The organism is Amycolatopsis albidoflavus (assembly GCF_039525725.1).
Lineage (GTDB): Bacteria > Actinomycetota > Actinomycetes > Mycobacteriales > Pseudonocardiaceae > Amycolatopsis > Amycolatopsis albidoflava.
On record NZ_BAAAHV010000027.1, the window covers coordinates 220,964 to 244,828 of the forward strand.

General features: G+C 68.5%; 21 protein-coding genes and 1 pseudogene. 10 read left to right on the plus strand and 12 right to left on the minus strand.

Features of this window, described 5'->3' with window-relative positions; all coding sequences use genetic code 11:
* Positions 1 to 51: 51 nt before the first annotated feature.
* Entirely contained in the window at positions 52 to 678 is a 627-nt protein-coding gene (locus ABD156_RS42680) for a TetR/AcrR family transcriptional regulator (RefSeq protein WP_344286975.1), read from the minus strand.
* Between the two features lie 96 nt (positions 679 to 774).
* On the opposite strand from ABD156_RS42680, the gene ABD156_RS42685 reads away from it, so the two are divergent.
* The 5 genes and pseudogenes from ABD156_RS42685 to ABD156_RS42705 form a co-directional block, all read left to right on the plus strand.
* The gene (locus ABD156_RS42685) at positions 775 to 1,404 is read left to right on the plus strand and encodes a DUF5701 family protein (protein WP_344286977.1); all 630 of its coding nucleotides are present in this window, start codon (positions 775 to 777) and stop codon (positions 1,402 to 1,404) included.
* Between the two features lie 661 nt (positions 1,405 to 2,065).
* The gene (locus ABD156_RS42690; RefSeq protein WP_344286979.1) at positions 2,066 to 2,674 is read left to right on the plus strand and encodes a CatB-related O-acetyltransferase; all 609 of its coding nucleotides are present in this window, start codon (positions 2,066 to 2,068) and stop codon (positions 2,672 to 2,674) included.
* Between the two features lie 18 nt (positions 2,675 to 2,692).
* A complete protein-coding gene (locus tag ABD156_RS42695) occupies positions 2,693 to 3,532 on the plus strand; it encodes a DUF4111 domain-containing protein (RefSeq protein ID WP_344286981.1) in 840 nt (279 codons plus the stop codon).
* A gap of 123 nt (positions 3,533 to 3,655) precedes the next feature.
* Positions 3,656 to 5,086, plus strand: coding sequence for a pyridoxal phosphate-dependent decarboxylase family protein (locus ABD156_RS42700; RefSeq protein ID WP_344286983.1), 1,431 nt, complete (start codon positions 3,656 to 3,658; stop codon positions 5,084 to 5,086).
* A 7-nt stretch (positions 5,087 to 5,093) separates the two neighbouring features.
* A pseudogene (locus tag ABD156_RS42705) lies at positions 5,094 to 5,294 on the plus strand (VOC family protein); the annotation flags it as partial.
* 22 nt (positions 5,295 to 5,316) lie between these two features.
* Here the strand turns inward: ABD156_RS42705 and ABD156_RS42710 are convergent.
* The gene (locus ABD156_RS42710; RefSeq protein ID WP_344286985.1) at positions 5,317 to 6,654 is read right to left on the minus strand and encodes an aminotransferase class I/II-fold pyridoxal phosphate-dependent enzyme; all 1,338 of its coding nucleotides are present in this window, start codon (positions 6,652 to 6,654) and stop codon (positions 5,317 to 5,319) included.
* A gap of 87 nt (positions 6,655 to 6,741) precedes the next feature.
* Here ABD156_RS42710 and ABD156_RS42715 point away from each other — a divergent pair, with 87 nt between their 5' ends.
* Genes ABD156_RS42715 through ABD156_RS42725 form a run of 3 tightly spaced genes read left to right on the plus strand, consistent with a single transcriptional unit; the run spans position 6,742 to position 9,047 of the window.
* Positions 6,742 to 7,776 (plus strand): DNA polymerase III subunit beta family protein, encoded by a 1,035-nt coding sequence (locus tag ABD156_RS42715; RefSeq protein ID WP_344286987.1) that lies wholly within the window; start codon positions 6,742 to 6,744, stop codon positions 7,774 to 7,776.
* The gene (locus tag ABD156_RS42720) at positions 7,773 to 8,249 is read left to right on the plus strand and encodes a hypothetical protein (protein WP_344286989.1); all 477 of its coding nucleotides are present in this window, start codon (positions 7,773 to 7,775) and stop codon (positions 8,247 to 8,249) included. Before ABD156_RS42715 ends, ABD156_RS42720 begins: the two co-directional genes overlap by 4 nt.
* Positions 8,250 to 9,047: a phosphotransferase gene (locus ABD156_RS42725; protein WP_425546129.1), complete on the plus strand. Its 798-nt coding sequence runs from the start codon at positions 8,250 to 8,252 to the stop codon at positions 9,045 to 9,047. It abuts the gene before it with no gap.
* Positions 9,048 to 9,213: 166 nt separating this feature from the next.
* On the opposite strand, the gene ABD156_RS42730 is transcribed toward ABD156_RS42725, so the two are convergent.
* The 3 genes from ABD156_RS42730 to ABD156_RS42740 are packed head-to-tail and all read right to left on the minus strand — an operon-like array spanning position 9,214 to position 12,307.
* Positions 9,214 to 10,323 (minus strand): serine hydrolase domain-containing protein, encoded by a 1,110-nt coding sequence (locus tag ABD156_RS42730; protein WP_344286991.1) that lies wholly within the window; start codon positions 10,321 to 10,323, stop codon positions 9,214 to 9,216.
* Between the two features lie 23 nt (positions 10,324 to 10,346).
* Positions 10,347 to 11,456, minus strand: a complete 1,110-nt coding sequence (gene menC / locus ABD156_RS42735) for an o-succinylbenzoate synthase (RefSeq protein WP_344286993.1) — start codon at positions 11,454 to 11,456, stop codon at positions 10,347 to 10,349.
* Positions 11,453 to 12,307: a hypothetical protein gene (locus tag ABD156_RS42740; RefSeq protein WP_344286995.1), complete on the minus strand. Its 855-nt coding sequence runs from the start codon at positions 12,305 to 12,307 to the stop codon at positions 11,453 to 11,455. The genes menC and ABD156_RS42740 overlap by 4 nt, the downstream gene beginning before the upstream one ends.
* Before the next feature lie 92 nt (positions 12,308 to 12,399).
* Here ABD156_RS42740 and ABD156_RS42745 point away from each other — a divergent pair, with 92 nt between their 5' ends.
* Both ABD156_RS42745 and ABD156_RS42750 read left to right on the plus strand, forming a co-directional pair.
* Entirely contained in the window at positions 12,400 to 13,971 is a 1,572-nt protein-coding gene (locus ABD156_RS42745; RefSeq protein WP_344286997.1) for a PucR family transcriptional regulator, read from the plus strand.
* Between the two features lie 60 nt (positions 13,972 to 14,031).
* Entirely contained in the window at positions 14,032 to 14,913 is an 882-nt protein-coding gene (locus ABD156_RS42750) for a hypothetical protein (RefSeq protein WP_344286999.1), read from the plus strand.
* Positions 14,914 to 15,101: 188 nt separating this feature from the next.
* On the opposite strand, the gene ABD156_RS42755 is transcribed toward ABD156_RS42750, so the two are convergent.
* From ABD156_RS42755 to ABD156_RS42785, 7 genes are read right to left on the minus strand one after another with little or no spacing between them, the layout of a single operon-like run.
* A complete protein-coding gene (locus ABD156_RS42755; protein WP_344287001.1) occupies positions 15,102 to 16,667 on the minus strand; it encodes an N-acyl-D-amino-acid deacylase family protein in 1,566 nt (521 codons plus the stop codon).
* 32 nt (positions 16,668 to 16,699) lie between these two features.
* Positions 16,700 to 17,683 carry an ABC transporter ATP-binding protein gene (locus tag ABD156_RS42760; protein WP_344287003.1) on the minus strand — a complete coding sequence of 328 codons (984 nt, stop codon included), beginning with the start codon at positions 17,681 to 17,683 and terminating at the stop codon, positions 16,700 to 16,702.
* Positions 17,680 to 18,645 (minus strand): ABC transporter ATP-binding protein, encoded by a 966-nt coding sequence (locus ABD156_RS42765; RefSeq protein ID WP_344287005.1) that lies wholly within the window; start codon positions 18,643 to 18,645, stop codon positions 17,680 to 17,682. The genes ABD156_RS42760 and ABD156_RS42765 overlap by 4 nt, the downstream gene beginning before the upstream one ends.
* Entirely contained in the window at positions 18,642 to 19,571 is a 930-nt protein-coding gene (locus ABD156_RS42770) for an ABC transporter permease (protein WP_344287007.1), read from the minus strand. The genes ABD156_RS42765 and ABD156_RS42770 overlap by 4 nt, the downstream gene beginning before the upstream one ends.
* Positions 19,568 to 20,533, minus strand: coding sequence for an ABC transporter permease (locus tag ABD156_RS42775; RefSeq protein WP_344287009.1), 966 nt, complete (start codon positions 20,531 to 20,533; stop codon positions 19,568 to 19,570). Before ABD156_RS42775 ends, ABD156_RS42770 begins: the two co-directional genes overlap by 4 nt.
* 4 nt (positions 20,534 to 20,537) lie before the next feature.
* Complete coding sequence (locus ABD156_RS42780) at positions 20,538 to 22,190, minus strand: ABC transporter substrate-binding protein (protein WP_344287011.1); 1,653 nt, start codon at positions 22,188 to 22,190, stop codon at positions 20,538 to 20,540.
* Between the two features lie 10 nt (positions 22,191 to 22,200).
* Positions 22,201 to 23,544 (minus strand): serine hydrolase domain-containing protein, encoded by a 1,344-nt coding sequence (locus ABD156_RS42785; RefSeq protein WP_344287013.1) that lies wholly within the window; start codon positions 23,542 to 23,544, stop codon positions 22,201 to 22,203.
* Between the last annotated feature and the right edge of the window lie 321 nt (positions 23,545 to 23,865).

Genomic DNA, 23,865 nt, shown 5'->3' on the forward strand with positions numbered 1-23,865 from the left:
CTCGAGAGAGCCGGACTCCTGTCCTGCGGCTGCAGCCTCCCTCCTGCCAGATCAGGCCACCGCATACTTCCCGAGCGCAGGTTCCAGCAGGTCGAACGCCCTCCGCGCCTCCTTCGCGACCGTCTCCGCGATCTCGTCGTCCGGCCGTCCGGCCAGGGTCAGCTCCTCGATCCGCTCGAACAGGCTGTGGTGCACCGCCCCGAGCACCGCGGCCGCGGTGCGGACGGTGATGTCCGACCGGTCGCTGCCCACCGCGTCCGCCAGCGCGTCGGCCAAGGCCCGTTCCCGCTGTTGGTGCAGGCCTCGCAGGCACGCGGACAATGTCGGGCTCTCGGCGACCATCCGGCTGAACTCCAGCCCCGCGAACCCGACCACCGGGTCCTTCGCGGCGACCGCGGCCTCGAACGCCCGCCGCAGCGCCCCGAGCGCGGACTCCCCCGGCTCCCGCGACCCCACCGCGGCGGCCAGGGTCGCGACGAACTCCTCCTGGTGGTCCAGAGCCAGGTCTTCCTTGCGGGCGAAGTAGTTGGTCACCGTCTTCTTCGCGACCCGCGCGGCCGCCGCGACCTGGGCGATCGTCGTCTCCTCGAAGCCCTGCTCCAGGAAAAGCCGCGTCGCGTGGTCGGAGATCAGCTGGCGTGTCTCCTGCTTCTTGGCTTCTCGCAGGCCTAGCTCCATCGAAAACTTACCTCCGACGTAATTTTACCTTGACAGCAGTTCTGAGTCCAGGCATACTTTTACTACCGACGTAAACATAACCCGAAGGAGAACCACTTGTCGATCGCCGCTCTCCCGTCGCTCGCGGACCAGGCAGGCCACCTGATCTCGCTGGGGGTGCCCGAAATCGCGCAGCTTTCCGCCGCCGACCTGCGCGCTTTCGCGGCAGACCACAGCGACGCCGACGGCGCACTGCTGGCGATCCACCCGGACCGGGCGCCCGCGTCGGCTCTCTCGCCGCTGCTCCGACGCGAGGGCAAGGCCGGATTCGTCGTCACCGACATGCCCGACGTCGACCAGTTCGCGCCGCGCGACGTCGACCTGCCCGACGCGCCGCTGTACCTGGTCACCGGCATCGACCGCGGCGACGAGATGGGAAACTGGAGCCCGGAGGAGGCGCTGCCCGCGATCACCAAGGCCGGACGGAGTCCGCTGCTGCTCACCGAGGGGATCCACTGGGTGCTGCAGCAGCCGTCGGTGCTCGAGCGCAATCATTGCTTCATGACCATCGGCTCCCGGCTGCGCAAGGAGAACGGCAAGTTCGACTCCCGCACGCCGGCACTGTGGATCAGCAACGGCACCGGCCGCGACGGCAGCGAACGACGCAACGCCCCCAAAGTCGGCTGGTGCTGGTGGGGCAACCGCCACACCTGGCTGGGCTTCGGATCCACCGCGGGCCGCCGCTGAGACAACAGCCCTGAGGAGAGTATCCAGCCTCGACCGCCCCACCCGAACAACCGCGGCTGGCGCTGGCGGAGCGACCGCCACCCCAGGCTGGGCTTCGGCTCCACCGCCCGCCGCTGAGTCCCAACCCTGAGAAGAGTCCCCGTCTCCCAGACCCGGTCCTCCCGCCCAAACAACCGCGGCCGGCGCCGGTGGGGCAACCGCCGCACCCGGCTAAGTTTCGGATCCACCGCGGGCCGCCGCTGAGACAACAGCCCCGAGGAGAGTCTCCAGCCTCGACCGTCCCACCCGAACAACCGCGGCTGGCGCTGGCGGAGCGACCGCCACCCCAGGCTGGGCTTCGGCTCCACCGCCCGCCGCTGAGTCCCAACCCTGAGAAGAGTCCCCGTCTCCCAGACCCGGTCCTCCCGCCCAAACAACCGCGGCCGGCGCCGGTGGGGCAACCGCCGCACCCGGCTAAGTTTCGGATCCACCGCCGCCCACCACTGAGACAACAGCCCCGAGAAGAGTTCCCAGACCTGACCGTCCCGCCCGAACAACCGCAGCTGGCACTGGCGGAGCAACCGCCACCCCAGACCGGGCTTCGCCTCCGCCGCCAACCGCCACTGAGACAACAAACGACGAGGAGAATCCCATTTTCCCTGACCCGAACGTCCTGCACCCGATGCCCGAGCAGCCGCGAGTGGTGCTGCTGAAGCCTTTGGTCACCTCGCCGCTGATCGACGTCGGCGAGTTCTCCTACTACGACGACCCGGACGATCCGACCGCCTTCGAGACTCGCAACGTGCTGTACCACTACGGGCCGGAGAGGCTCGTGATCGGCAAGTACTGCGCGCTCGGCGAGGGCGTGCGGTTCATCATGAACGGCGCGAACCACCGGATGGACGGGCCGTCGACGTTCCCGTTCCCGATCATGGGCGGCGGCTGGGCCGAGCATTTCGACGTCATCACCGGCCTGCCCGGCCGCGGCGACACGGTGCTGGGCAACGACGTCTGGCTCGGCTACCGGGCGATGGTCATGCCGGGCGTCCGCATCGGGCACGGCGCGATCGTCGCGTCCGGGGCCGTCGTGGTGGACGACGTGCCGGACTACGGCATCGTCGGCGGCAATCCGGCCAAGCTGATCCGGCGGCGGTACAGCGACGAGGACGTCGAGCGGCTGCTGGCGATCGCGTGGTGGGACTGGCCGCTGGAGCACCTCACCAAGCACGTTCGCACGGTCATGTCCGGCAGCGTCGACGAGCTGGCGAAGGCCGCGGCCGAACTCGCGTAACTCGGTAACGTGGCAGGCGTGCCCGATGAGATACCAGAGGAAGTCCGCCGAAGCACTACCCTGTTCCTGTCCACAGTGGACCGAGTCGCGCCGGGACTGGTGACCGGTTTCTACCTGGTCGGCTCGGTTTGCTTCGGCGACTTCCACGCTCGCGGCGCCGGACGCGGGCGGCTGAGCACGGCCAGCGACATAGACTTCGTCGCGGTCACTGATCGACGCGCGGAACCCGGCGAGATCGAGGCGCTGGCGCGGGCGCATGCCACGACGGTCGCCCAGTTCCCGAAACCGCATTTCGACGGCTCCGTACTGACCTGGGCCGACCTCTCCGCCGGGCCGGATGCCTGTCCGGACGTTCCTTGCGCGCAGGAAAGCCGATTCACCGAGGCGGGCCGCGATGGCGTCAATCCGGTGACGTTCTGCGAGCTCGCCCGCCATGGGATCGCGTTGCGTGGGGCGAAAGCGTCCGATGTGGACGTTTGGGCGGACCAGGATGCCTTGCGCGCGTTCACTGTCGACAACCTGAGCCGCTATTGGCGGCCGTGGTGGGAGAAGAACCGCCGCACCAGTGCGTTGTCGCTCGCGATCGGAATGAGCTCCTGGTTCCCAGTGTGGGCCGTGCTCGGCGTGAGCCGTCTGCACCACCTGCTGGCGACCGGAGAGCTGACGTCCAAATGCGGCGCGGGGCGTTATGCCGCAAGGGAACTCGACTCGCGATGGCAGCGCGTCGTCGCGGAGAGCTTGAGTCTCCGCACCGAAGGCGCGGAAGGCCGTCGCAGCTACCGAAATCCTCTAGCGCGACGACGTGACACGCTCGCCTTCCTGGACGCCACGATCGACGACGCGCTCGCCCTGGCGTAGCGCACGGATCGGGCCAGGAATGGCCGGAATTGCTTGCTTGCGGCCGTCCCCGGAGGCACCTAGCCTCGATATCCAGCTAGTACAAATACAGTTCTGTACTAGCACAATATGGGGAGCGGACTGATGGCGAACGGGCAGGACCGCGGCGGGGTCGCGACGGACGCGGAATCGGCGGCAAGGCTGCTGCACTGCGTGGTGGATCAGCTGGTCGAGGGGTGGCGCACGAGGCCGGACCGTCCGGCGAGCCCGGTGACTGCGGACGCGGCGGAGATCCGCGGCTGGCTCGGGAAGTACCCGCTGGAGAAGCCGGAAGACCTCGAGCAAGCGGTCCCGGACGTGCTCGCCGCCCTCGACCGCTGGACCGTGCACACCGACCACCCGGGGTACTTCGGGTTGTTCAACCCGTCCGCGACCTGGGCGGGGGTGGCCGGAGACCTGATCACCGCGGCGGTCAATCCGCAGCTCGCCGCGTGGAGCCACGCGCCGTTCGCGGTCGAGGCGGAGCAGCGCTGCATCGACCTCTTCACGGCACGCCTGGGTCTCCCGGACACCGCGGGCGGCCACTTCACCAGCGGCGGTGCCGAGGCCAACGCGACCGCCGTGCTGACCGCCCTCACTCACGCGTTTCCCGAATACAGCACCGGTGGCCTGCGCTCCCTCGACGCCGCGCCAGTGTTCTATGCGGGCGCGGATTCTCATCTGGCCTGGCTGAAGATCGCGCACGCGACGGGGCTCGGCCGGGACGCCTGCCGCTTGGTGCCGTCCGACGCGAGCGGTCGCCTGGATGTCGCCGCGCTCGAAACCCTGCTCGCGAACGACCGGCGCGCCGGAAAAGCGCCGTTCCTCGTCGTGGCCACGGCCGGGACCACCGGTGCCGGAATGATCGACCCGTTGCCGAGGATCGCCGACATCGCGCAGGCCGCCGGGCTGCGGTTCCATGTGGACGCCGCGTGGGGCGGTGCCGCCTGCCTGTCGGATCGGCTGCGCGGGTTCCTGACCGGGATCGAACGCGCGGACACGATCACGGTGGACGCGCACAAATGGCTGTCGGTGCCGATGGGCGCCGGGATGTTCTTTACGCGCGATCGGGCTGAGCTGAGTTCGTCTTTCGCGGTGTCGACCTCGTACATGCCGGGCCGGGTGGACGACACCGCCGATCCGTACACCACCAGCACCCAGTGGTCGCGGCGATTCATCGGGCTCAAGCTGTGGCTCAGTCTGCTGGCGTACGGGGTTTCCGGCTACGGCGACCAAATCGAGCACGACGCGGCGCTCGGGCAGGATCTGCGCGACCAGCTCACCGGGGCGGGCTGGATCGCCATCAACGACACGCCGCTGCCGATCGTGTGCGCGACCCGCGCCGACGCGCCGGTCGATCCGGAGGAATCCTGGCGGTGGCACAGCGAACTCGCGGATCGGGTCAACGCCACCGGCTCCGCGTGGGTGAGCCCGGTCCGCGTCGCTGGGCGGCCGGCGTTGCGGGTGTGCGTGATCAGCTGGCGTACGCAAACCGAGGACATCGTGCGGCTGCGAGAGATTCTGGACCGGGTCTGAGCGCGATATGTTCGCGTTCTGGGCAGGCATGCTCGGCGGCCAGGTGAAGGCGGACCGCGATTGGCACATGGTCACCGTGGACGGCGCCCCGCGCATCGGCGTGCAGCTCGCGCCGAACCACGTGCCGCCGCAGTGGCCGGACGGCCCGACGCGGCAGCAGGTCCATCTTGACCTGTGGGTCGAGGACTTCGCCGAGGCTCACGAGCACGTCGCGGCGCTCAGGCAGCCGCTCAAGCGGGATAACCACGCCCGTCGCCCCGCAGAATCGCATGCAGCGTCGCCGCGAACTCCTCCGCCTCAACGGGCGACAAGCTCGCGAAAGTCACCCGCAATCCCGCCGGAACATTCGTCCGGAACCCCTCCCCTGTCCGCACCGCCCAGCCCCGCGCGAGGAGCGCCTGCGCCACCGCGCCCTCGGCCGGAGTCGCGATCCAGCCGTTGAACCCAGACCGTCCAGACAGGGTGATTCCGCGTCGCGCCAACGCTTCCGTAAGCGCCTGACGCCGTTCGCGGTACGTCTCGCGGGCGGTGGCGAGCAGCTTCGGCGTCGTTGGGTCAAGCAGGATCGCGACCGCCAGTTCCTGCAGGAGGTGGCTCACCCAGCCCGCACCGACTTGCTGTCGCCGGAGCACCCGGTCGACGGTCAACTGGTCGCCGCTCACGACGCTGAGCCGGAGATCCGGTCCGAGGTATTTGGTCACCGAGCGGAGCACCGCCCAGTGCCGGAAATCCCCTTGTCCGGCAACGGTTACCGCTTCCGTGCCAGCGACGGCGGCGGCGTGGTCGTCCTCGATCACCAGCACGTTTTCGTGGCGCTGGAACACTTTCCGCAGTTCGGCGGCCCGCTCCGGGCTGAGTGCGGCACCGGTCGGGTTCTGCGCTCGCGGCGTCAGAACGCAGGCCGCCGGGCGTTGTTCGAGCGCGCGTTGCAGGAGGTCGGCGCGCAGGCCGTCGTCGTCGACCGGCACCGCGATCGGGCGCAAGCCCAGCGCGGACACGAGATCCAGGACGCCGCCGAAGCCCGGATCCTCGACAATCACGGCGTCCCCCGGCCACAGGTGTGCCTGCAGGACCCGCTCGATGCTGTCCATCGCGCCACCGGTTACCGCGAGGTGGTCGGCGGCGAGGCCGTCGCGTTCGAAGTCGAGGCGGAACCAGTCCAGCAGCGCGGGCAGGTTGCCGGATTCGCCGTAAAGCCATTGCCTTCCGGACAGTTCGGCGAGCGCGGGCCGCAACGGTGGCAGCAGCGCGGGATCGGGGTTGCCGTCGGCGAGGTCGCGCACGCCAGGCCCGACCGGGGCGCCGAGCGCGCGGTTCATCGGCGCGGTCCGTTCGAGCACGCGGGTTCCAGCACGGCCGGCGGCCGCGACGAGGCCGCGGTTGCGCAGGGTCCGGTAGGCGGCGTTGACAGTCGCCGGGCTCACCGCGAGCCGCGCGGCTAGTTCGCGCACGGTGGGCAGCCGCGCGCCGGCCGCCAACCGACCAGCGGCGATGGCGCCCTCGACCGACAGCGCGATCTCGGCCGCCGTCCCGCCGGACAGCGCCGCCTCCTCGATCGGGTCGCTCACCTGTCTGTACTAGCACAATCGGGGAAATCCCGTGGTCGCTTGCTCCGGGATTGACCTTCAAGCTGCTTGAAGCCCGATGATGGGCAGGTGCCCGACCTGCTCACCATTGGTGCGTTCGCCCGCCGCTGCGGCCTGACCGCCAGCGCGCTGCGCTTTTACGCCGATTCCGGCCTCGTGCGGCCGATCCGCGTCGACGAGGAATCCGGCTACCGGTACTACTCGCCCGGCCAGGTTTCAGCCGCGCTGCTCGTCCGGCGGCTGCGGGAGATCGGCCTGCCGCTGGAGCGGGTCGGCGCGGTCCTCGCGGCGGAGCCCGCCGACGCGGCGCGGATCATCGACGACCACGTCGCCGGGTTGGTATCCCAAGTGCAGCAGGCTCGGGAAACCGCCGCGGCAGTGAAGGCCACGCTGGGCGCGACGGCGTCGGCACTGTCGGTCCGGTTCACCGGGCCGGTGTTCACCGCTGCCGTCGAGCAGGTGCTGACCGCGACGTCGCAGGACCTGCCGGTGCTCAACGGCGTGCACCTCGAAGTCTCCCCGGAGGCGATCGTGCTCACCGCCACCGACCGGTACCGGCTGTCGACCCGAACGCTGGTCCCCGCCGAACCGAGTGTGTCCCATTGGACCGCGACCATCGACGCTGACGACCTCCGCCTCGCGATGCCGTGGACGCGCCGTCAGCACGAACTACGGCTGAGCGTGCGCGACGACGAGGTCTGCTTCCAAGGCGACGACACGACAGTACGAACCTGCCGCACTGTCGCCGACGAATTCCCTGACTACCGGCTGATGCTCGCGTCACTGCCAGAAGTCCTTACACGGGCCGTGATATCTCGAAACGCGCTGGTGGGATGCCTGGAACGCCAATCCACGCCGCAGATTCAGCTGAACCTCTCCGCCGGCGAGGCCACGGCAGGAACCGAAACCATCCCCGCAGACGTCACGGGGTCGCCCATCTCACTCTCCTTCGCCGTGAGCACGCTGTATCCCGCGATCAGCACCGCCGTCGGTCCGGACGTGATGCTGGACGTCGCGGCCCCGCACCAGCCAGTCGTCGTGCGCTCAGCCGACGATGGCGACCTGACCACCCTTGCCATGCCAGTGAAAGGAAATGCCGGATGATGGCCGAGATCACCTCCGCGGTGTCGCAGGGCCGAGCGGGCGAGACGGACGCCGCGCGGGCCCGTCTGCAGGAGCTGTGGGACGAGATCGGACCGGGCGGTGATCCGTTCTACCGCTGCGTTCTCGCCCACTACCAAGCAGATCTGTTCACTGACCCGGCAGAGGCACTGGTGTGGGACATCAGGGCACTGGACGCCGCCGCGACAGTGACCGACGAGCAGGTGCAGGCGCATGACGCCGGGCTCCGGATCGAAGGCTTCTACCCGTCGCTCCACCTGAACCTGGCCGACAACTTCCGCCGCCTCGGCTCGTTCAACGCGGCGACCGAGCAGATCGCGGAAGCGCGAAAACGACAGGACGCGCTCGCGGACGACGCGTACGGTGCGATGATCCGACGGGCGATCGACGGTGTCGCGGAGGCCATCGAACGCCGGTCCACCGAACGACGCACGACGGCACCGGGAGTCGAATAGTTGGAACAATGGCTGTCGGATTGGTGCTGCACGCACCTTGGCACCGCACCGGTCGACGTACTGTTCGAGGCGCGACAGGTCTCGACGGTGCACGGCCTGCGCCTCGATGACGGCCGGAAGGTCGTGGTCAAAGCCCGCCCGGACGACGGCCGCGCCATCGCGTGCGTCGCGGCGCAAACGCAGCTGGCTGAGCGAGGCTTTCCCTGCGCACGACCGCTGACAACGGCCGTCATGGTCGGCTCCCTGGCCGTGCATGCCGAGGAATACCGCCCGGGCGGAGACGTCGTTCCCGGGGACGCGCCGGACGTTGCCGTGCGGTATGCCGAGGTATTCGCCCTGCTGCTGGCGACCCTCGCCAGGATCTCGGTGAAGCCGCCGCTGCCGAACCCGCGCTGGCTGCGCTGGGACCACAGCGACCCTGGTTTGTGGCCAGCGCTCGGCTTCCTGGACGAACGAGACCAGCGCCGCGTCCCCGAGGAGGTAACCAAAACCGCCGACCGAGCCCGGTGCCGACTGCTCGCGGCCGATCTGCCGAACGTCCTCGGCCACGGCGATTTCGAGGCGCAGAACCTCCGCTGGGATATCAACGAAGGCTGGACAGTACATGATTGGGACAGCCTGGCCTGGCAACCGGAAGCAGCGCTCGCGGGAGCGGCGAGCGGGATGTTCCCGAGCACAACCCCGCCGACACTGGCGCCGATCGAGAGTTCCGCGGCGTTCCTGGAGTCCTATCAGGACTTCCGAGGCCGCCGGTTTTCCTTGGCCGAACGGGAAGTCGCGTGGGCGGCGAGTCTGTGACCAGCCGCGCACAATGCCAGGTGGGAAGCGCTGCACGGAGATCCGCCGATTTGCGGTGCCGCGCTTGAAGAGCAGGCGGCTGAGCGTCTTCGTCTCGCGAACGCCTGAGCACGGTGGGGATCCGGGCGGTTGCCGCGCTGGGGGACGCCGCAACCGCCCAGAGGTGCTAGCGGATGTCGCGAACGAGAGCGCCCACGATCGCGTCTATCCGGTCCGACTGGGTTTTCGAGTAGTCCGCCGTGTCGATGAACACCGTCACCGAGCGTTTTCCGTCCTCGGTCACCGCGTTGCGGAAATCGTGGCCGCTGGCCATGCCGCCGCTGTGGCCCCACGTCGGGAAGTTCGGCGTCAGTTCATACCGCTGCAAGCCTAAGCCGTATCCTTCGCCGCCGTCGTCCAAGACTGTCTTTTTCATTTCCGTCAGCAACGCGGCGGGCAGGAGTTTTCCGCCCAGCAGCGCGGTCCAGAATTTCGTCGTGTCCGCTCCGGTGGAGATCAATTCGCCGGAGGCGTCTGCTTCCGAGACGTTCCATTCCGTGGTGTCGACGCCGTCGGTGTACGACCGCAGGTCCGGTTCGTCGATCGTGGTTTCGTCGCCGGGCCAATAGGTTTCGTCCAGGCAGAGCGGTTTGATGATCCGTTCGGTGAGTTCGGTGCCGATGCTGCGGCCGGTCACCTTCGTGACCACCATGCCGGCCAGGTTGTAGTTGGTGTTGGAGTACGCGAAACCGGAGGGGGCGCGGTCCGGCGGAGCAAGCGAAAGGGCCTGTTTGACGGTCTGAATCGGGTCGAAGTGTTCCCAGCGGTGCGCTTGATCGTCCTTCCAGAACGGCGAGTCCAGGTAGTCCGGCAGGCCGCTCGTCTGCTGCAGCAGCTGCCGGATGGTGATCTTGCGGCCGTCGTAGCGGGCGGTGCGGATCAGGCCGGGCAGGTAATGGTCAACGGTTTCGTTCAGGCTGATTTTGCCTTCGGCGACCAATTGCAGGACGACCACCGCGGTCCAGGTTTTGGTGTCGCTGCCGATTCTGGAGTGTTCGTCGCCGGTGATCGCACGGCCAGTAGCGGTGTCAGCTTTTCCGACGCCGCCTTTCCACAGGCCGCAATCCGGGATCTGCACGGTCAGGACGATTCCGGGGAGACCGACCTTTTTCAGGCCGTCTAGCGCGGTTTGGATGGGTTTGGCGGAGCACGCGGCCGCCGAAGCCGTGGTCGTCGGTGCGACCGCCAATGCCGCGGTCACCGCTACCGCCGCGGCGACGCTGGTCCAAGCTCGCATGTCGTCTCCTTCTGCTGGAATCTTCAGACTGCGAAGAGCGTTTGCGAAGCGACGGTGTGCCGTTTCAGCGCCGCCGGATCGACGGTGATGCCGCCGCCCGGACCGTCTGGAATGGACAGGCAACCGTCTTCGAGTTTGAACGGCGCGGTGAGATCGGTGGCGTAGTACCGGCTCGACGCGGAGATATCGTTGGGCAGCACGAAACCGGGCAGCGCGGCGAGGGCGAGGTTCTGCGCGCGGCCGATGCCGGTTTCCAGCATTCCGCCGCACCACACCGGGATTCCGTGCGCGGAACACACGTCGTGGATCCGCCGCGCTTCGAGATATCCGCCGACGCGGCTGGGTTTGACGTTGATGATCCGGCACGCTCCCAGCCGGATCGCGAACGCGGCGTCGCGGGCGGAGCAGATCGATTCGTCCAGGCAGAGCGGAGTGCGCAGGAGTTTCGCGAGTTCGACGTGCCCGCCGAGGTCGTCCGCGGCGAGCGGTTGTTCGAGCTGACCCAGGCCGAATTCGTCCAGCCGGCGCAGATGGTCGGCGTCGGAGAGGGAATACGCGGTGTTGGCGTCGGCCTGCAATACCAGGTCGGGCCCGAATTCGGCGCGGACCGCGCGTACGGGTTCGATATCCCAGCCAGGCTCGATCTTCAGTTTGATCCGGACGTATCCCTCGGCCAGATACCCGGCGACAGCGTCGATCAATTCCGTTACTGTGTCCGTGATTCCGACGGACACTCCGGCCGCGATGCGATCGCGCACGCCACCGAGGTAAGTCGACAGCGGCATCGCGTAAGCGCGGCATTCGGCGTCGAGGATCGCGGTTTCGAGCAGGGCTTTCGCCAGCGGATTGCCCTTGACCGGGGCCATCGCGCCCGCCACCCGAGCGGCGGTCAGATGCGGCAAGGCTGTGACGCGCGGGACGAGATGGTCGCGCAGAATCCGTTCGGCTCCGACGGCGAATTCCGGGCTGTACACCGGTTCCGGGTCGCCGCCGAATTCCGCCCAGCCCTCGCTGACGTCGGTCACCACGTGCAGCAGAAGCGTGTTGCGTTCGGTGTCCACCGAGCACGAAGTCCGAAATGGACGGACGAGCGGGAGGCTGACCTCGATCAGGTCGATCCGTTCGAGTTTCACGCCCGCTCCCCTTCGGTCAGGTGATACCAGCCGGACCGGCTGAACCCGGTCGCCGTGTAGCCCTCGGCGAACAACGGGACGAAAGCGTCGCGGATCGCGTAGCGCCACTCCGCGCTCAGCCGCGCGTCCAACCGGCGCAGGCCCACGATGTCGGAGGGGACCCGGCACCAATACCCGGAACCGTCGCGGACCAGGAACGGTTCACCGTCGGGCGCGCGGCGCGGGTCGATCTCCGCGCGCTCCAGATCCGGACCGGAAAGCCGGACGGGGTTCGGTTCCCGCAACGGCCACACGGCAGTGAATCGGTCGGTTTCGTCCGCGCCGTTGACGCCGTCGACGATTTGGCCGTAGAAGTCCACTGTGTACTCGGTCCCGTGGGCGCCGAGCTTCGCCAGGTTGAAATGCGCGTTGCGGCTCACCAGCGGATCAAAGGTCCAGACCATGGTTTCCATGCCCTGGTCGAGCGCCCACACCCGCTGAGCCTGCTTGAGCGCGAAGCCCACTCCGCGGTCGCTCGCCCGCGCGGCGGCGATCAGCGAATAGACCGCGCGCGTCACGGGTGGACAGAAAATCAGCGCCGACGCCGCCTGGATGCCGTCGTCATCAGCCGTGTAATGCACCGCGCCGCCCGCGTGGACAACGGCGCGCAGCGCGTCCGCGCCGAACGGTGCGTGGGATTCCGGCGTCCGCCACACCTTGGCGAGAAACCGCGACACCGCTTCGAGCGTCCGGACGTCGTCGGCCAGCAGGATCCGGACGTCGGCCCGGTTCGCGGCGCGCAGGGCGGTCGAGACGGCCGCGTCCGGGGCCGGAGGGAGTACGGTCGCGGGTGCGCCTGGTGGAACGTGCATGCTGACAGCCTCGCGGCCGGATCGTCCGGGTGCGTGCAGTGCCGGTCCAGAGATTCCGCGGATGTTTTGTGCGTCTGGCTAAAGAGGTGACGATGCTCGATCCGGAGGTGCCCGATCTCGCGCAGGTCCTCGACGCGCTCGGCGCTTCGCTGCTGCGGCCGGTCACCCCGCTGCCGGATCGGCCGGTGCCGGTGTCCGGGGTGCTCATCCACGAGCGGCGCGGCGTCGCACCGCCGGGGCAGGACACGATCCTGCTCGCGGTCGGGGCCGATCCGGGCGAAGCGAAAGACCTCCTCCACTCGGCCGCGGGATATTCGGCGCTGGTGGTGAAAAGCTTCGGCGAACCCCTCACCGAGCTTTCCGACGCCGCGCGGGACGCCGGGGTGGTGCTGCTCGCCGCCGACGAAGCCGTGCCCTGGCACCACCTCGAGGCGATGCTCTCCTCCGCGCTCGCACCCGCCGTCCGCACGCCCGGCGCGCCGGCGGCCGGCGATCTGTTCGCGCTGGCCAACGCCATCGCCGGAATGGTCGGCGGAGCGACGACCATCGAAGATCCCCACCGGCGGATCCTGGCGTACTCGACGCTGCCCGGCCAGCCCATCGACGACGGCCGCCGCCAGGGCATCCTCGGGCTGCAGGTGCCGGAGGTGCCGGTTTTCTACGACGACCAGTACCGCGAACTCGCGCGGACGCGGCAGACCTGCCGGTTCCCGTCGCTCCCCGGCGGGCTGCCGCGGCTCGGCGTCGCGGTGCGGGCGGGCAGCGAGATGCTCGGGTCGATCTGGGTGGTCGACGCCGACGACAGTCTCGACGAGACAGCCGAGCAGGCGCTGTTCAACGCCGCCGAGATCGCCGCGCTGCACCTGCTGGCCGCGCGCACGGCGGTCGACGTCGTCCGCCGGAGGCGCGCTGACCTGCTGCAACGCCTGCTGGCCGACCCGAGCAGCGTCACCGCCGTCGCCCCGCAACTCGGCTTGGACCCGGACGCGCCGGTCGCGGTGGCCGCGTTCACCGTCGCCGATCCCGAGGACGTGCTGGCTGCGCACGCCGCGACACGGCTGGCCGATTTAGTAAGCCTGCACTGCGAGGCGCACTACGGACGGCACGGTTGCGCGCTGATCGACGGGACGGTCTACGCGCTGCTGCCGAAGGGACCCCACGGCGAGCTGGTCGCCGACATCGCCCGGCGAGCGCACGGCGCGCTGCGGATGCCGGTGCAAGCCGGGCTCGGGGCGACGGTCCCCGGGCTGCGGTCGATCGCGTCCTCCCGGGCCGACGCGGACCTGGTCCTGCGGACGCTGGCGGAACAACGCACCTCGCCTGAGGCGTGCCGGGTGGCGGCGATCGAAGAGGTCTGGGCCGGGGCGACGCTCTCGGTGCTGGCGCAGATCCTGGCCGGGGATGCGTCCTTGCCGCGGCGGCTGGGGCCGGCGGTGCGGGCGCACGACGTCGAGCATGGGACTACTTATGCGCCGACGATTCTGGCTTACCTCGACACGAATGGCGACATCGCTGCGGCGTCGGCGCGGTTGTCGGTGCATCCGAACACGATCCGGTACCGGCTTTCGCGGGCGGAGGAGATTTTCGGGTTCGATCTGGCGGATCCGGACGAGCGGCTGGTGCTGTGGCTGCGGTTGCGGCTGGGGGATCAACTCGGCTGGTGAGCCGGTGCCCTCCAGGCGGCGCTGAACCGATCCGCCGCGGTGCGCGGGGTAACGTGAGCCGTGCCCTTCGACGACCTCGACTTCTCCCCGTTCACCGACCGGATCGACCCGGCTTCGGCGCGGGCCTACGCGGTCGCGAACGGCGAACGGCCGGGTGCCGATCTCGCGGTCGGCGGATGTGCGGTCACCGGGCTTTCGGTGCTTTTCTTCGGGTTCTTCTCCGTCTTCTTCGGCATGATGTCCGGCGGATTCCTCACCGCCGGCGGGCTGGCCCCGGCCGGGATCGGGGTCGCGGTCGTCGTCTTTTTCCTGGTCTCCTCGGGCAAAGGCGGCAGGCACGGGCGCGACACGAGCTATCGGATCATGCGCTTCGCCACCGTGAACGGCATGGGCTTCCGGAAGAAGATCTCCGACCCGGGCGGGGCCGGAACGATCTTCGGGGTCGGCCTCTCGCGGACCTCCTCCGACGTGGTCACCCTGGAATCGCCCCGCGAAATCGAGGTCGGCCAGCACGCCTACTACGCCGGGTACCGCAGCGGCGAACGCCACCGGTGGAGCTACGCGACGACCCCGCTCGACGCCGAACTGCCGCACCTGATCGTCATGACCCGCGCGACCAAGGGCCGGCCGCGGCTGCCCGGCTCCGACACCACGCCGGGCAATCCCGAACTGCACGGGCCGGGCGCGGACGCGTTCCGGGTGTTCGGGCCGATCGGCCGCGCGAAGGAAATCCAGGCGCTGCTCGACCGCACCGTGTTCGCCCCCGATCTGCTGCCGCGACTGCTCGAACGCCCCCTCGACGTCGAACTCGTCGACGGGCGGCTGTACCTCTACTCCGCCGCGCCGCTTTCCACCGCCGACCCGGACACGTGGCGCTGGATTCTCCTGCTGATCACCGACCTCGCTGAGCGTCTCGAAACCCGTGCTGCCGCGTCGTCGTGAGTGCTTATCCCGGTTCTAAGCGGGATTGCCACTCACGAGACCGCGGTGCTCTGCGGGTTCGGGTTGTGCGCAGTCTTGCGCGCCGATGAGGTTTTCTCAGTGGGTGCGTCTGACGCACCCAATGCCACATTGGGGCGCTCGCTACCGCAGGCAGCCAGCCCTGTATCCGCGCTGACCGGGCTAGACACTCACGACGCCCGCCGAACCGCGCGTCCCGCCAGTACTCCGGTCGGTTTGCCGTCCCGCAGCGCTGCCTTCCCGTTCACCAGCACATGCCGCATCCCGTCCGCGTATCGGTGCGGGTCCGCATAGGTCGCGTTGTCCCGCACAGTCGCCGGATCGAAGACCGTCACGTCAGCGAACGCACCCGGCCGCAGCACTCCTCGATCAACCAGGCGCAGGTTCTCGGCGGGCAGGCTCGTCATCCGCCGCACTGCCTCCTCCAGCGGCAGCACGCCTTCGCGGACCCACGGTCCGAGCACTCGCGCGAAGGCGCCGTACGTCCGGGGATGGATGGACGTATCCGTGAACGGCGCCTCCGCCGCGATCGCCTCGGAGTCTGTGCACACCGAAACCCACGGCCGTTTCAGTGCGCGTCGCGTATCCGCTTCCGAGGCGGTGAATTCGGCGACCATCACATTCGGTTCCGCAGCGACGAGGTCCAGCAGTGTGTCGAGCGGATCTGCGCCGCGGCTGGCCTCGGCGAGGGTCTGGCCCGGCCGCACCGAAGCGGAGCCGACGCCCAGCAGCAGGATTCCTTCCGCGCCACCGGATCCGAGGTACAGATTCTCCCAGTCTTGCCCAGGTTCGAGGATGGCCGCTTTGATTTCCTCACGGCTCGAAGCGATCCGCGCGGCCAGTGCGCCGCCTTCGTGGAAGCGGGGCGGGATGAAGGCGGAGAGGAACGTCGAGCCGGCGTCGTACGGGTAGATGTCCGCGGTGATGCCTAGTCCGTCCGCGCGCGCCTGCTCGACCCGGTCGAGCACGGTGGACATCAACGGCCAGTTCTGTTGCCCGGAAGCCTTCAGGTGATAGATCTCGGCTCGCGCGCACGATTCCCGGGCGATCCGGATCAGCTCGTCGACCGAATCGACCAGCCGGTCCGACTCGCCGCGGATGTGCGAGATGTACAGCGCGTCGTGCTTCGCCAGCACTCGTGCGTATGCGATCAGCTCCTCGGTGGACGCGTAGCTGCCCGGCGCGTAGATCAACGCCGAGCCGACCCCGAGTGCGCCCGCCGCCAATTCCTCGTCCAGCAATGCGCACGCGGCGGTCAGCTCGTCGTCGGTGAGCGGGCGGTCTTCGTTGCCGGCGAAGGGCATTCGGAGGTTTTCCGCGCCGACGAAGCTGCCGATGTTGAGTCCGGAGCCGCTGAGGTCGGTCAGGAAATCGTCGAGCCGCGGCCAGCTGGTCCGCATGCCGAACAGCGGCGGTTCGGCCGCGACGAGGCTGGTCATCCGACCGGTGACCGGGCCCATCGAGCGGCCTTCGCCGAAGATCTCGGTGGTGATGCCCTGATAGACGTCGGACAGTCCGCGCGGGTCCAGCTGGAGGGTTTCGTAGGCGTGGCTGAGCACGTTGATGAATCCCGGGGCCACCACGCAACCTTCGGCGTCCAGGACGGGAGCGCCGGCGTCCCGGACGTCGCCGATCGCCTCGATCCGGTCCCCGGCGATCGCCACGTCCGCGCGGCGGGCGGCGGTTCCGGTGCCGTCGAGTACTGAGCCACCTCGGAGGACGAGATCGGCGGACATCAGGTTCCTTTCGTTGGGGGCGCGGGGCAGGATCAGACGAACAGACATGCGGTTTCGTGGTCGCCGGCGGTGACCAGCGGCGGGTCGGTGCGTTCGCAGTCGTCGGTGCCGACCGGGCAGCGCGAGCGGAATCGGCAGCCGGGCGGGATGTCGACGGGGTTCGGCGTCTCGCCGGCGAGCAGCTGCGGTTTTGCCTGCTGCTCCCGATCTCGCCGCGGGACCGCGGACAACAGCGCCTTCGTGTACGGATGCCGCGGGTGGTGCACGACTTCCCGCGCCGGTCCCTGTTCGACGATCCGGCCCAGGTACATCACCACGATCCGGTCGGCGAAATGCGCGGCCGTGGACAGGTCGTGGGTGATCATCAGGATCGCGGTGTCCTGGTCCTTGCGCAGAGTGTCCAAAAGGGACAGCACCCCGGCGCGCACCGAAACGTCCAACATGGACACTGGCTCGTCGGCGAGCAGGACGTCCGGGTCGAGTACGAGTGCGGCGGCGATGGCGACGCGTTGCCGTTGGCCGCCGGACAGTTCGTGCGGGTAGCGGTCCAGGAACGCTTCCGCCGGTGAAAGGCCACTGCGTTCCAAGGCTTCCGCGGCGAGCGCGGACCGTTCCGCTTTGGACCCGCCGATGCCGTGGATCAGCATCGGCTCGGCGAGAATGTCCCGCACCCGGCACAGCGGGTCGAGCGATTCGTACGGATCCTGGTAGATCATCTGGACCCGTCGGCGGACGGTCCGCAACCGCCGTTCCGACAGTCCGGTAATCGCGTTTCCTTCCAGCCGGACGGTGCCGCCGGTGGGGGCGATCAGACCGCAGATCGCCGCTGCCGTAGTGGACTTCCCGCAGCCGGACTCGCCGACGACGGCGACCATCTCGCCGCGTCCGAGCCGGAAGCTGATGCCGTCCACGGCATGCACGACGCTGCGCGGACGCCGGGTCAGCGCGCCTCCGACGCCGCGGCGAATCGGGTAGTGGATCGAGAGGTCGTCGACCTCCAGCAGCGCCTCGGTCATGCCGTCACCACGCTCTCGGTGCGGAAACACGCCGCCCGGTGCCCCGGGCCGGCCGTGGTCAGCAGCGGCAGCTCGGCGGCGCAGCGGTCCATCGGGACATCGCAGCGCGGGCGGAACGGGCAGCCGACGATCGCGGTGTCAAGGCGCGGCGGAGCGCCCGGAATCGAGACGACCGGTTCGTCGCCGTAGAGGTCCGGCGTGGCGGAGAACAACAGCCGCGTGTAGGGATGCCGCGACTCCCAGCTCAGCTGATCCGCCGGACCCTCTTCCACCATCTTTCCGGCGTACATTACCGCGGCCCGGTGACAGAATTGCGATACCAGCGGCAGGTCGTGAGTGACCAGGACCAGCGCCATGCCGAGTTCGTCGGTCAGCCGGGTCAGCAGTTCCAGGATCTGCGCCTGCACCATCACGTCGAGCGCGGTGGTCGGTTCGTCGGCGAGAAGCACCTTTGGCTCGCAGGCCAGCGCCATCGCGATCGACAGCCGCTGCCGCATGCCGCCGGAGAACTCGTGTGGGTAGCGATCAGCCGCAGCGGCTGGGATCCCAACCAGCTCCAGCAGCTCCCGCGCCCGCTCTCGCGCCTTCGCCCGGCGCGCGATGCCGTGGGCGCGCATCGGTTCCGCGATCTGCCAGCCGACCGTCTTCACCGGGTTGAGCGCGTTCATCGCGCCCTGGAACACCATCGCGATATCCCGCCACCGATGCCCGCGCACGGTTTCCTCGCCGCCGGCCAAAATCTCGGTACCGGCGATGGAAACGCTGCCCGCCACGGTCGCGGTCGGCGGCAGCAAGCCCAGCAACGCCAGGATCGTCGTCGACTTCCCGCAGCCGGATTCGCCGACCAGTCCGTACCGTTCGCTCGGGGCCAGCGAGAAGCTCACCCCGTTGACCGGATGCACCTGACCGCCGTCCGGCAGGTCGAACCACACGTGCAAATCCCTGCACTCCAAGACATTCATCGGGCGTCCGCTCCTCTGCCGGCCAGTACCCGCACTCGCCACCTGCGTCCGGACAGATGGGAAACCTTGAGCCGCGGGTTCAGCGCGTCCTCGATCGCCCGGCCCAGCAGGAAGCAACCGATGCTCACCGCGGCGATCACGAAACCGTCCGGCACGATCGCCCACCAGGCGCCGGAACTGATCGCGGTGCGGGCGAAAGCGTGTTCCAGGATCGTGCCCCAGGTCGTGACACTCGGGTCTTCCAAACCGAGAAATGCCAAGGCGGTCTCCAGATAAATCGCGACCGAAACGGTCAGCACGGTGTTGGCGATCAGCAACGGACCCGCCTGCGGCAGGATGTGCCGGACGATCACCCGCGTGTTGCTCGCACCGAGTCCGCGCGCCCGTTTGACGTAAGCCCGTTCGCGCAGCGACATCACTTCCGCACGCACGATCCGCGCGGTCGTCGTCCATTCCAGCAGGCCGATCACCAGGATCACGTGGAACAGGCTCGGCCCCCACACCGCGGCGATCACCATGGCCAGCACCAAATCCGGCAGCACCAGCAGCACGTCGGTGATCCGCATCAGCACCGCGTCGACCCAGCCGCCGAAGTACCCGGACAGGATCCCGACCGTGCCGCCGAGCAGCATCGCGACGAGCGTCGCCGCGAACCCTACGACGAGCGAGGTCTGCCCTCCGCGCATCAACAGCGACAGCATGTCCACACCACCGTCGTCGCAGCCTAGCCAATGCTGCGCGGACGGCGGTTCGAAAACCGCGCAGGACCGTTCAGTGATGCTGTAGGGCGCAAGGTAAGGCGAAACAACAGCCAACACTACGAAAAGACCGAGAATGACGAGACCGGCGACTGCGGTTTTGTGCTCTCGCAATACTTTTCGGAAGATTCCGGTACTGCGCAATTCAGCCGGGGCGACAGTGGTCATGCGCTGACTCTCCGATCAAGGCGGAAATAGACCAGGTCGGCGAGGAAGTTCAGCAGGATCACCGACACCGTCAGGAGCAGGAACCCGCCTTGCACCATCGGGTAATCGCGCTGGCTGAGCGCGGTGTAGGTGGCCATGCCGATGCCCGGCCAGCTGAAGATCACCTCGATCAGCACCGCGCCGCCGACGACGTAGCCGAGATCGAGCGCGACCATGGTGACCATCGGCAGCATCGCGTTCCGCACCGCGTGCTGCCAGACCACCCGCCGGTCCGAAAGGCCTTTGGCGCGCGCGGTGAGCACGTAGTCCTCGCCGAGGGTTTCCAGCATCGAGGACCGCACCACTAGCGTGTAACCGCCGTACGCGGTGAGGATCAGCGTGATCGTCGGCAGCACCATGTGACTCGCCACGTCGCCGATGTTCTGCCAGAACGGCGGGCTGTCGAACAGGAACAGGTCCGACATCCCGCCGGCCGGAAGTATCCCGGCGAACAGGATCAGCAATACCAGCCCGAGCCATTGCGACGGGAACGAGTACACCAGCGTCGCGAGCCCGGTGTTGAGGTGGTCCAGCGCGGAGTTGCGCCGCCACGCCGCGATCACCCCGGACAGGATGCCGAGCACGATCGCGCCGAGCGTCCCGACGCCGGCCAGCAGCACGGTGTTCTTGAGATCCTCGACCAGCAGATGGGTCACCGGTTGCTGATAGGTGAAGGACACCCCGAGGTCGCCGTGCAGCAGGTTCTTGAGATAGATCAGGTATTGGTCCCATTTGGACTTGTCGAGTCCAAAGCGGACCATCAGCGCGTGCTGCAGCTCCGGGGTCGCGTGCGGCACCCGGGACAGGTTGGTCACCGCGTCGCCGGGCAGCACCCGGAAGAGGAAGAAGTTCGCGGTGACCGTGAGAAAGATCGTCACCACAGTGAAAACGCCGCGGCGGAGCAGATAGTCGAGACTGCGCATCGGGTCAGCCCGCCTTTCGCACGGACAGCAGCGGGAGCTTCGACTCCGACGAGAACGAGGCCCCGCCCACCGGCGTCAAGCCGGTCCAGGAAGGCGAGTGCGCCTCGATCGCGTCCGGGTAGTCGAGCACCAGCAGCGGACGCTCGCGCGCGGCCAGCTGCTGCATCCGGTTCACGACGTCGTGGCGGTCCGCGGGGTTCATCGCCTCGCCCTGCTCGCCGTAGAGGTCGTCCCATTCCTTGCTGCAGTAGCCGGTGTCGTTGAGGATTCCCTGGCTGGCGCAGGTGAGATAGTTGAGCGTGTCGTCCGGGTCGCTGGTGCCGCCGCTCCAGCCCCACATGGTCATCGCGAAGTCCTGCGATTTGTTGGCCATGGCCGCTTCGTTGGCCGCCGCGTTGTCGAGCAGCCGCGGTTCGAGCCGGACGCCGATCCGCTCGAAATCGCCGCGGACGATCTGGAACGAGCGCAGTCCGGCACCGCTGTAAGTGTCCTCGGGCAGGATGATCGGATAGTCCATCGGATGGTCGCCGGCGATCCGGACGCCGTCCGGGCCGCGCCGGTACCCGGCCTGGTCGAGCAGCCGGTTGGCCAGGCCCAGGTCGAACGACGGCGGCTTGATCGAGCTGTCCGTCCAGTCCGCGGTGCCCGGCGCGATCACCGCGCCGCCCGGTTTGCCGTGGCCGAGCAGCGAGGTCTTCACGATCTCGGCCCGGTTGATCGCGTGGTCGAGCGCTTCGCGCAGCAGCGGATTGGTCAATTCCCGATGCGCTGCTTGCTGTTTCGGGTTCGCGTTGACGGTGATGCTGTCGAAGCGCATGCCCGGCGAGGAAAGCACCGTGAACCCGGACGATTCGAGATTGCGCACTGAAGTGGCCGGCACGCTTTGCACGGCGTCGAGCTGGTGGCTCTTCAACGCGGTGATCATCGCGTCGTCGGTGCTGAAGAACTGGATGCCGAACCCGGCGAGGTGCGGTTTCGGGCCGTAGTAAGCGGGATTCCGCTTGAACAGCGCGATCTGTTTCGGCTGGTGTTTGACCAGGACGAACGGGCCGCCGGACACGATGGGCGCGGTGTTCGGGAACGTGGTGAGCGCTTCGCCCTTGCCCTCGGCGTACTTCTGCCAGATGTGCCGGGGCAGGATCGGGACGCTCATCAGTCTGCTGAGGACGTTCGAGACCGGGTTGGCGTAGTGCAGCACCACGGTATTCGCGTCGGGTGCGGTCGCGCTGTCGAGGTTGACCACGTAGTTGGCGAGACCGGCGGTCGGGCCGTCCTGGAATTTCGCGATCGTGCTGAGCGTCCACGCGACGTCAGCGGCGGTCAGCGGCTCGCCGTCGGACCATTTCGCTCCGGGGCGGGTGTGGAAAGTCCAGGTTTGGCCGTCCTCGGAAGTGCTCCAGTCGGTGGCGAATTCGGGGGCGTATTTGTCGTTCGGGTCGAGCTGGACCAGGGTCGGATAGATCTGCTCGAACACCGAAAACGCCATGCTGACTACCGAAACGAACGGGTTCAGCGAATCGATCGGCTGGTTGGCGCCGAAGCGGAAGACGCCGCCGTCGGCGGTTTCGCTCTCGGCCTGGCCGCACGCGGTGACGCCGCCGGCGGCCAGCACCACGGCCAGCAGCGCCGCTGCCGCGCGGCGGAAACGGTTTCTCATCAAGGGCCGCCTAGGGCGTGAAGGTGCGGTAGAGCGGGCATCCGGAGTAGTCGGCGCGGACCGCGACCCCGTTCAGGACGACGTCGAACTTCAGCCGCTCCGGCAGGCGTTCGTCCTCGCCGACGCGGAACGAGCCGTCCGGCAACGGGACGAGTTCGTCCGGTGGACCGCCGGCGACCGAGACCCACAATCGGTGGTCGTGGGCGTAGACGTGCACATTGGACAGCCATGGGTTGTGGCAGCGGTAATGCCCGACGACCTCGGCCCAGTGTGCGGGCGGGTCGTCCGGAGTGGGCGGTGCTGGGCGTTTTCGTTCCGGCAGAACGAATTCCGGCACCGGATCGCCATCGAGCGCGGCTCGCGTCGCGGCGATGAGGTGCACGACGGTCTCCTGCCATGGACCGGTGCCGTTGGCCAGCACGACGGCCCCGATCCCGGCTTCGACATCGCAGGCGATCGCGGCGTAGTAGCCGATCATGCCGCCGGTGTGCCAGACGTGCGGACGGCCGCCGAACTCGCCGACCAGCATGCCGAGGCCGTACGAGCAGTCTTCCTCCTCGATCCGGATCGCCGGGGCACAGAGGTCGTCCACCATCGCTCCGCCGCTCATCACCAGGCGCAGCCACGCGGTCATGTCCCGCGCGGTTGAGACGACGCTGCCGTCCGCGGTGGCGGTCTCGATCCAGGTCGCCGGGACCAAGCCGTCCTCGCGGACCGGGACGCGGTCGTCGTAGCGAGGTTCGTATCCCACCGCACTGCGTGCTCGGATCTCGTGGGTGATCGCCGGCACGGCGGCCGGCATCCCCAGTTCGGCCAGGAAGTCGCCGAGAAGTTCCTGGTACGGCCGTTGGTACACCGCTTCCAGCACCAGCCCGAGCGCCTTGTACCCGGAGTTCGAGTAGTGGAACCAGGTCCCCGGCGGCGTCGTGGCTTCGGTGTCGCGCAGGGCCCACACCTCGAAGGCGGAGTCGCCGGAGACGTCCGTGCCCGCGATGATCCCGGCGGTGTGCGACATCAGATGGCGCAGGGTGATCGGCGCGTGCGCGGACCGGACGGAGAACCACGGCAGGTACTCGGTCACTGGCTGGTCCACATCGACCAACCCGGCGTCGCGCGCCCGCAGCAGCAGTGCGGCGGTCATGCCTTTGGAGATCGAGCCGATCTGGAACAGCGTGTCCTCGGTCGTCGGCTGAGCGGCGGCCAGATCGGCGTTTCCGAACGCGCCGGACGCGAGGATCCCGTCGCGGCCGGTGACCGCCATCGAGAGCCCGGCGGCGAAGGACCGTTCGTGCAACGCGGTGCGACAGGCCTGGTGCAGCGCCTCGTCAGCGGCCTGGGGCAGGGGCGGCGTCATGTGCTGGAAACCTCCGGGACCTCGGTGTCCCGACCACGGCGGGTCGATGGGCGCCAGTATCGATCCGGCCGGATCGCGGCAGCCTTGGACGAGAGCCCAGAGATTCGGCCACGGGCTTGTGGCAGTCGCCAAAGCAGTGCCCAGCTCCCATGCCAGGGACCCCTCACCACGCCACACCCTCAGGTCCGTGAGGGGAACTTGGGGTCAGGGGGTGGTTGCAACACCGTCTTGTTGATAGGGGCGGGTTGTGATGGCGGGGGTGCGGAAGTACCGGTGGTTGCCGCGGTCGGTGCGGGTGGAGTTTTGGGAGCAGGTCCGGGC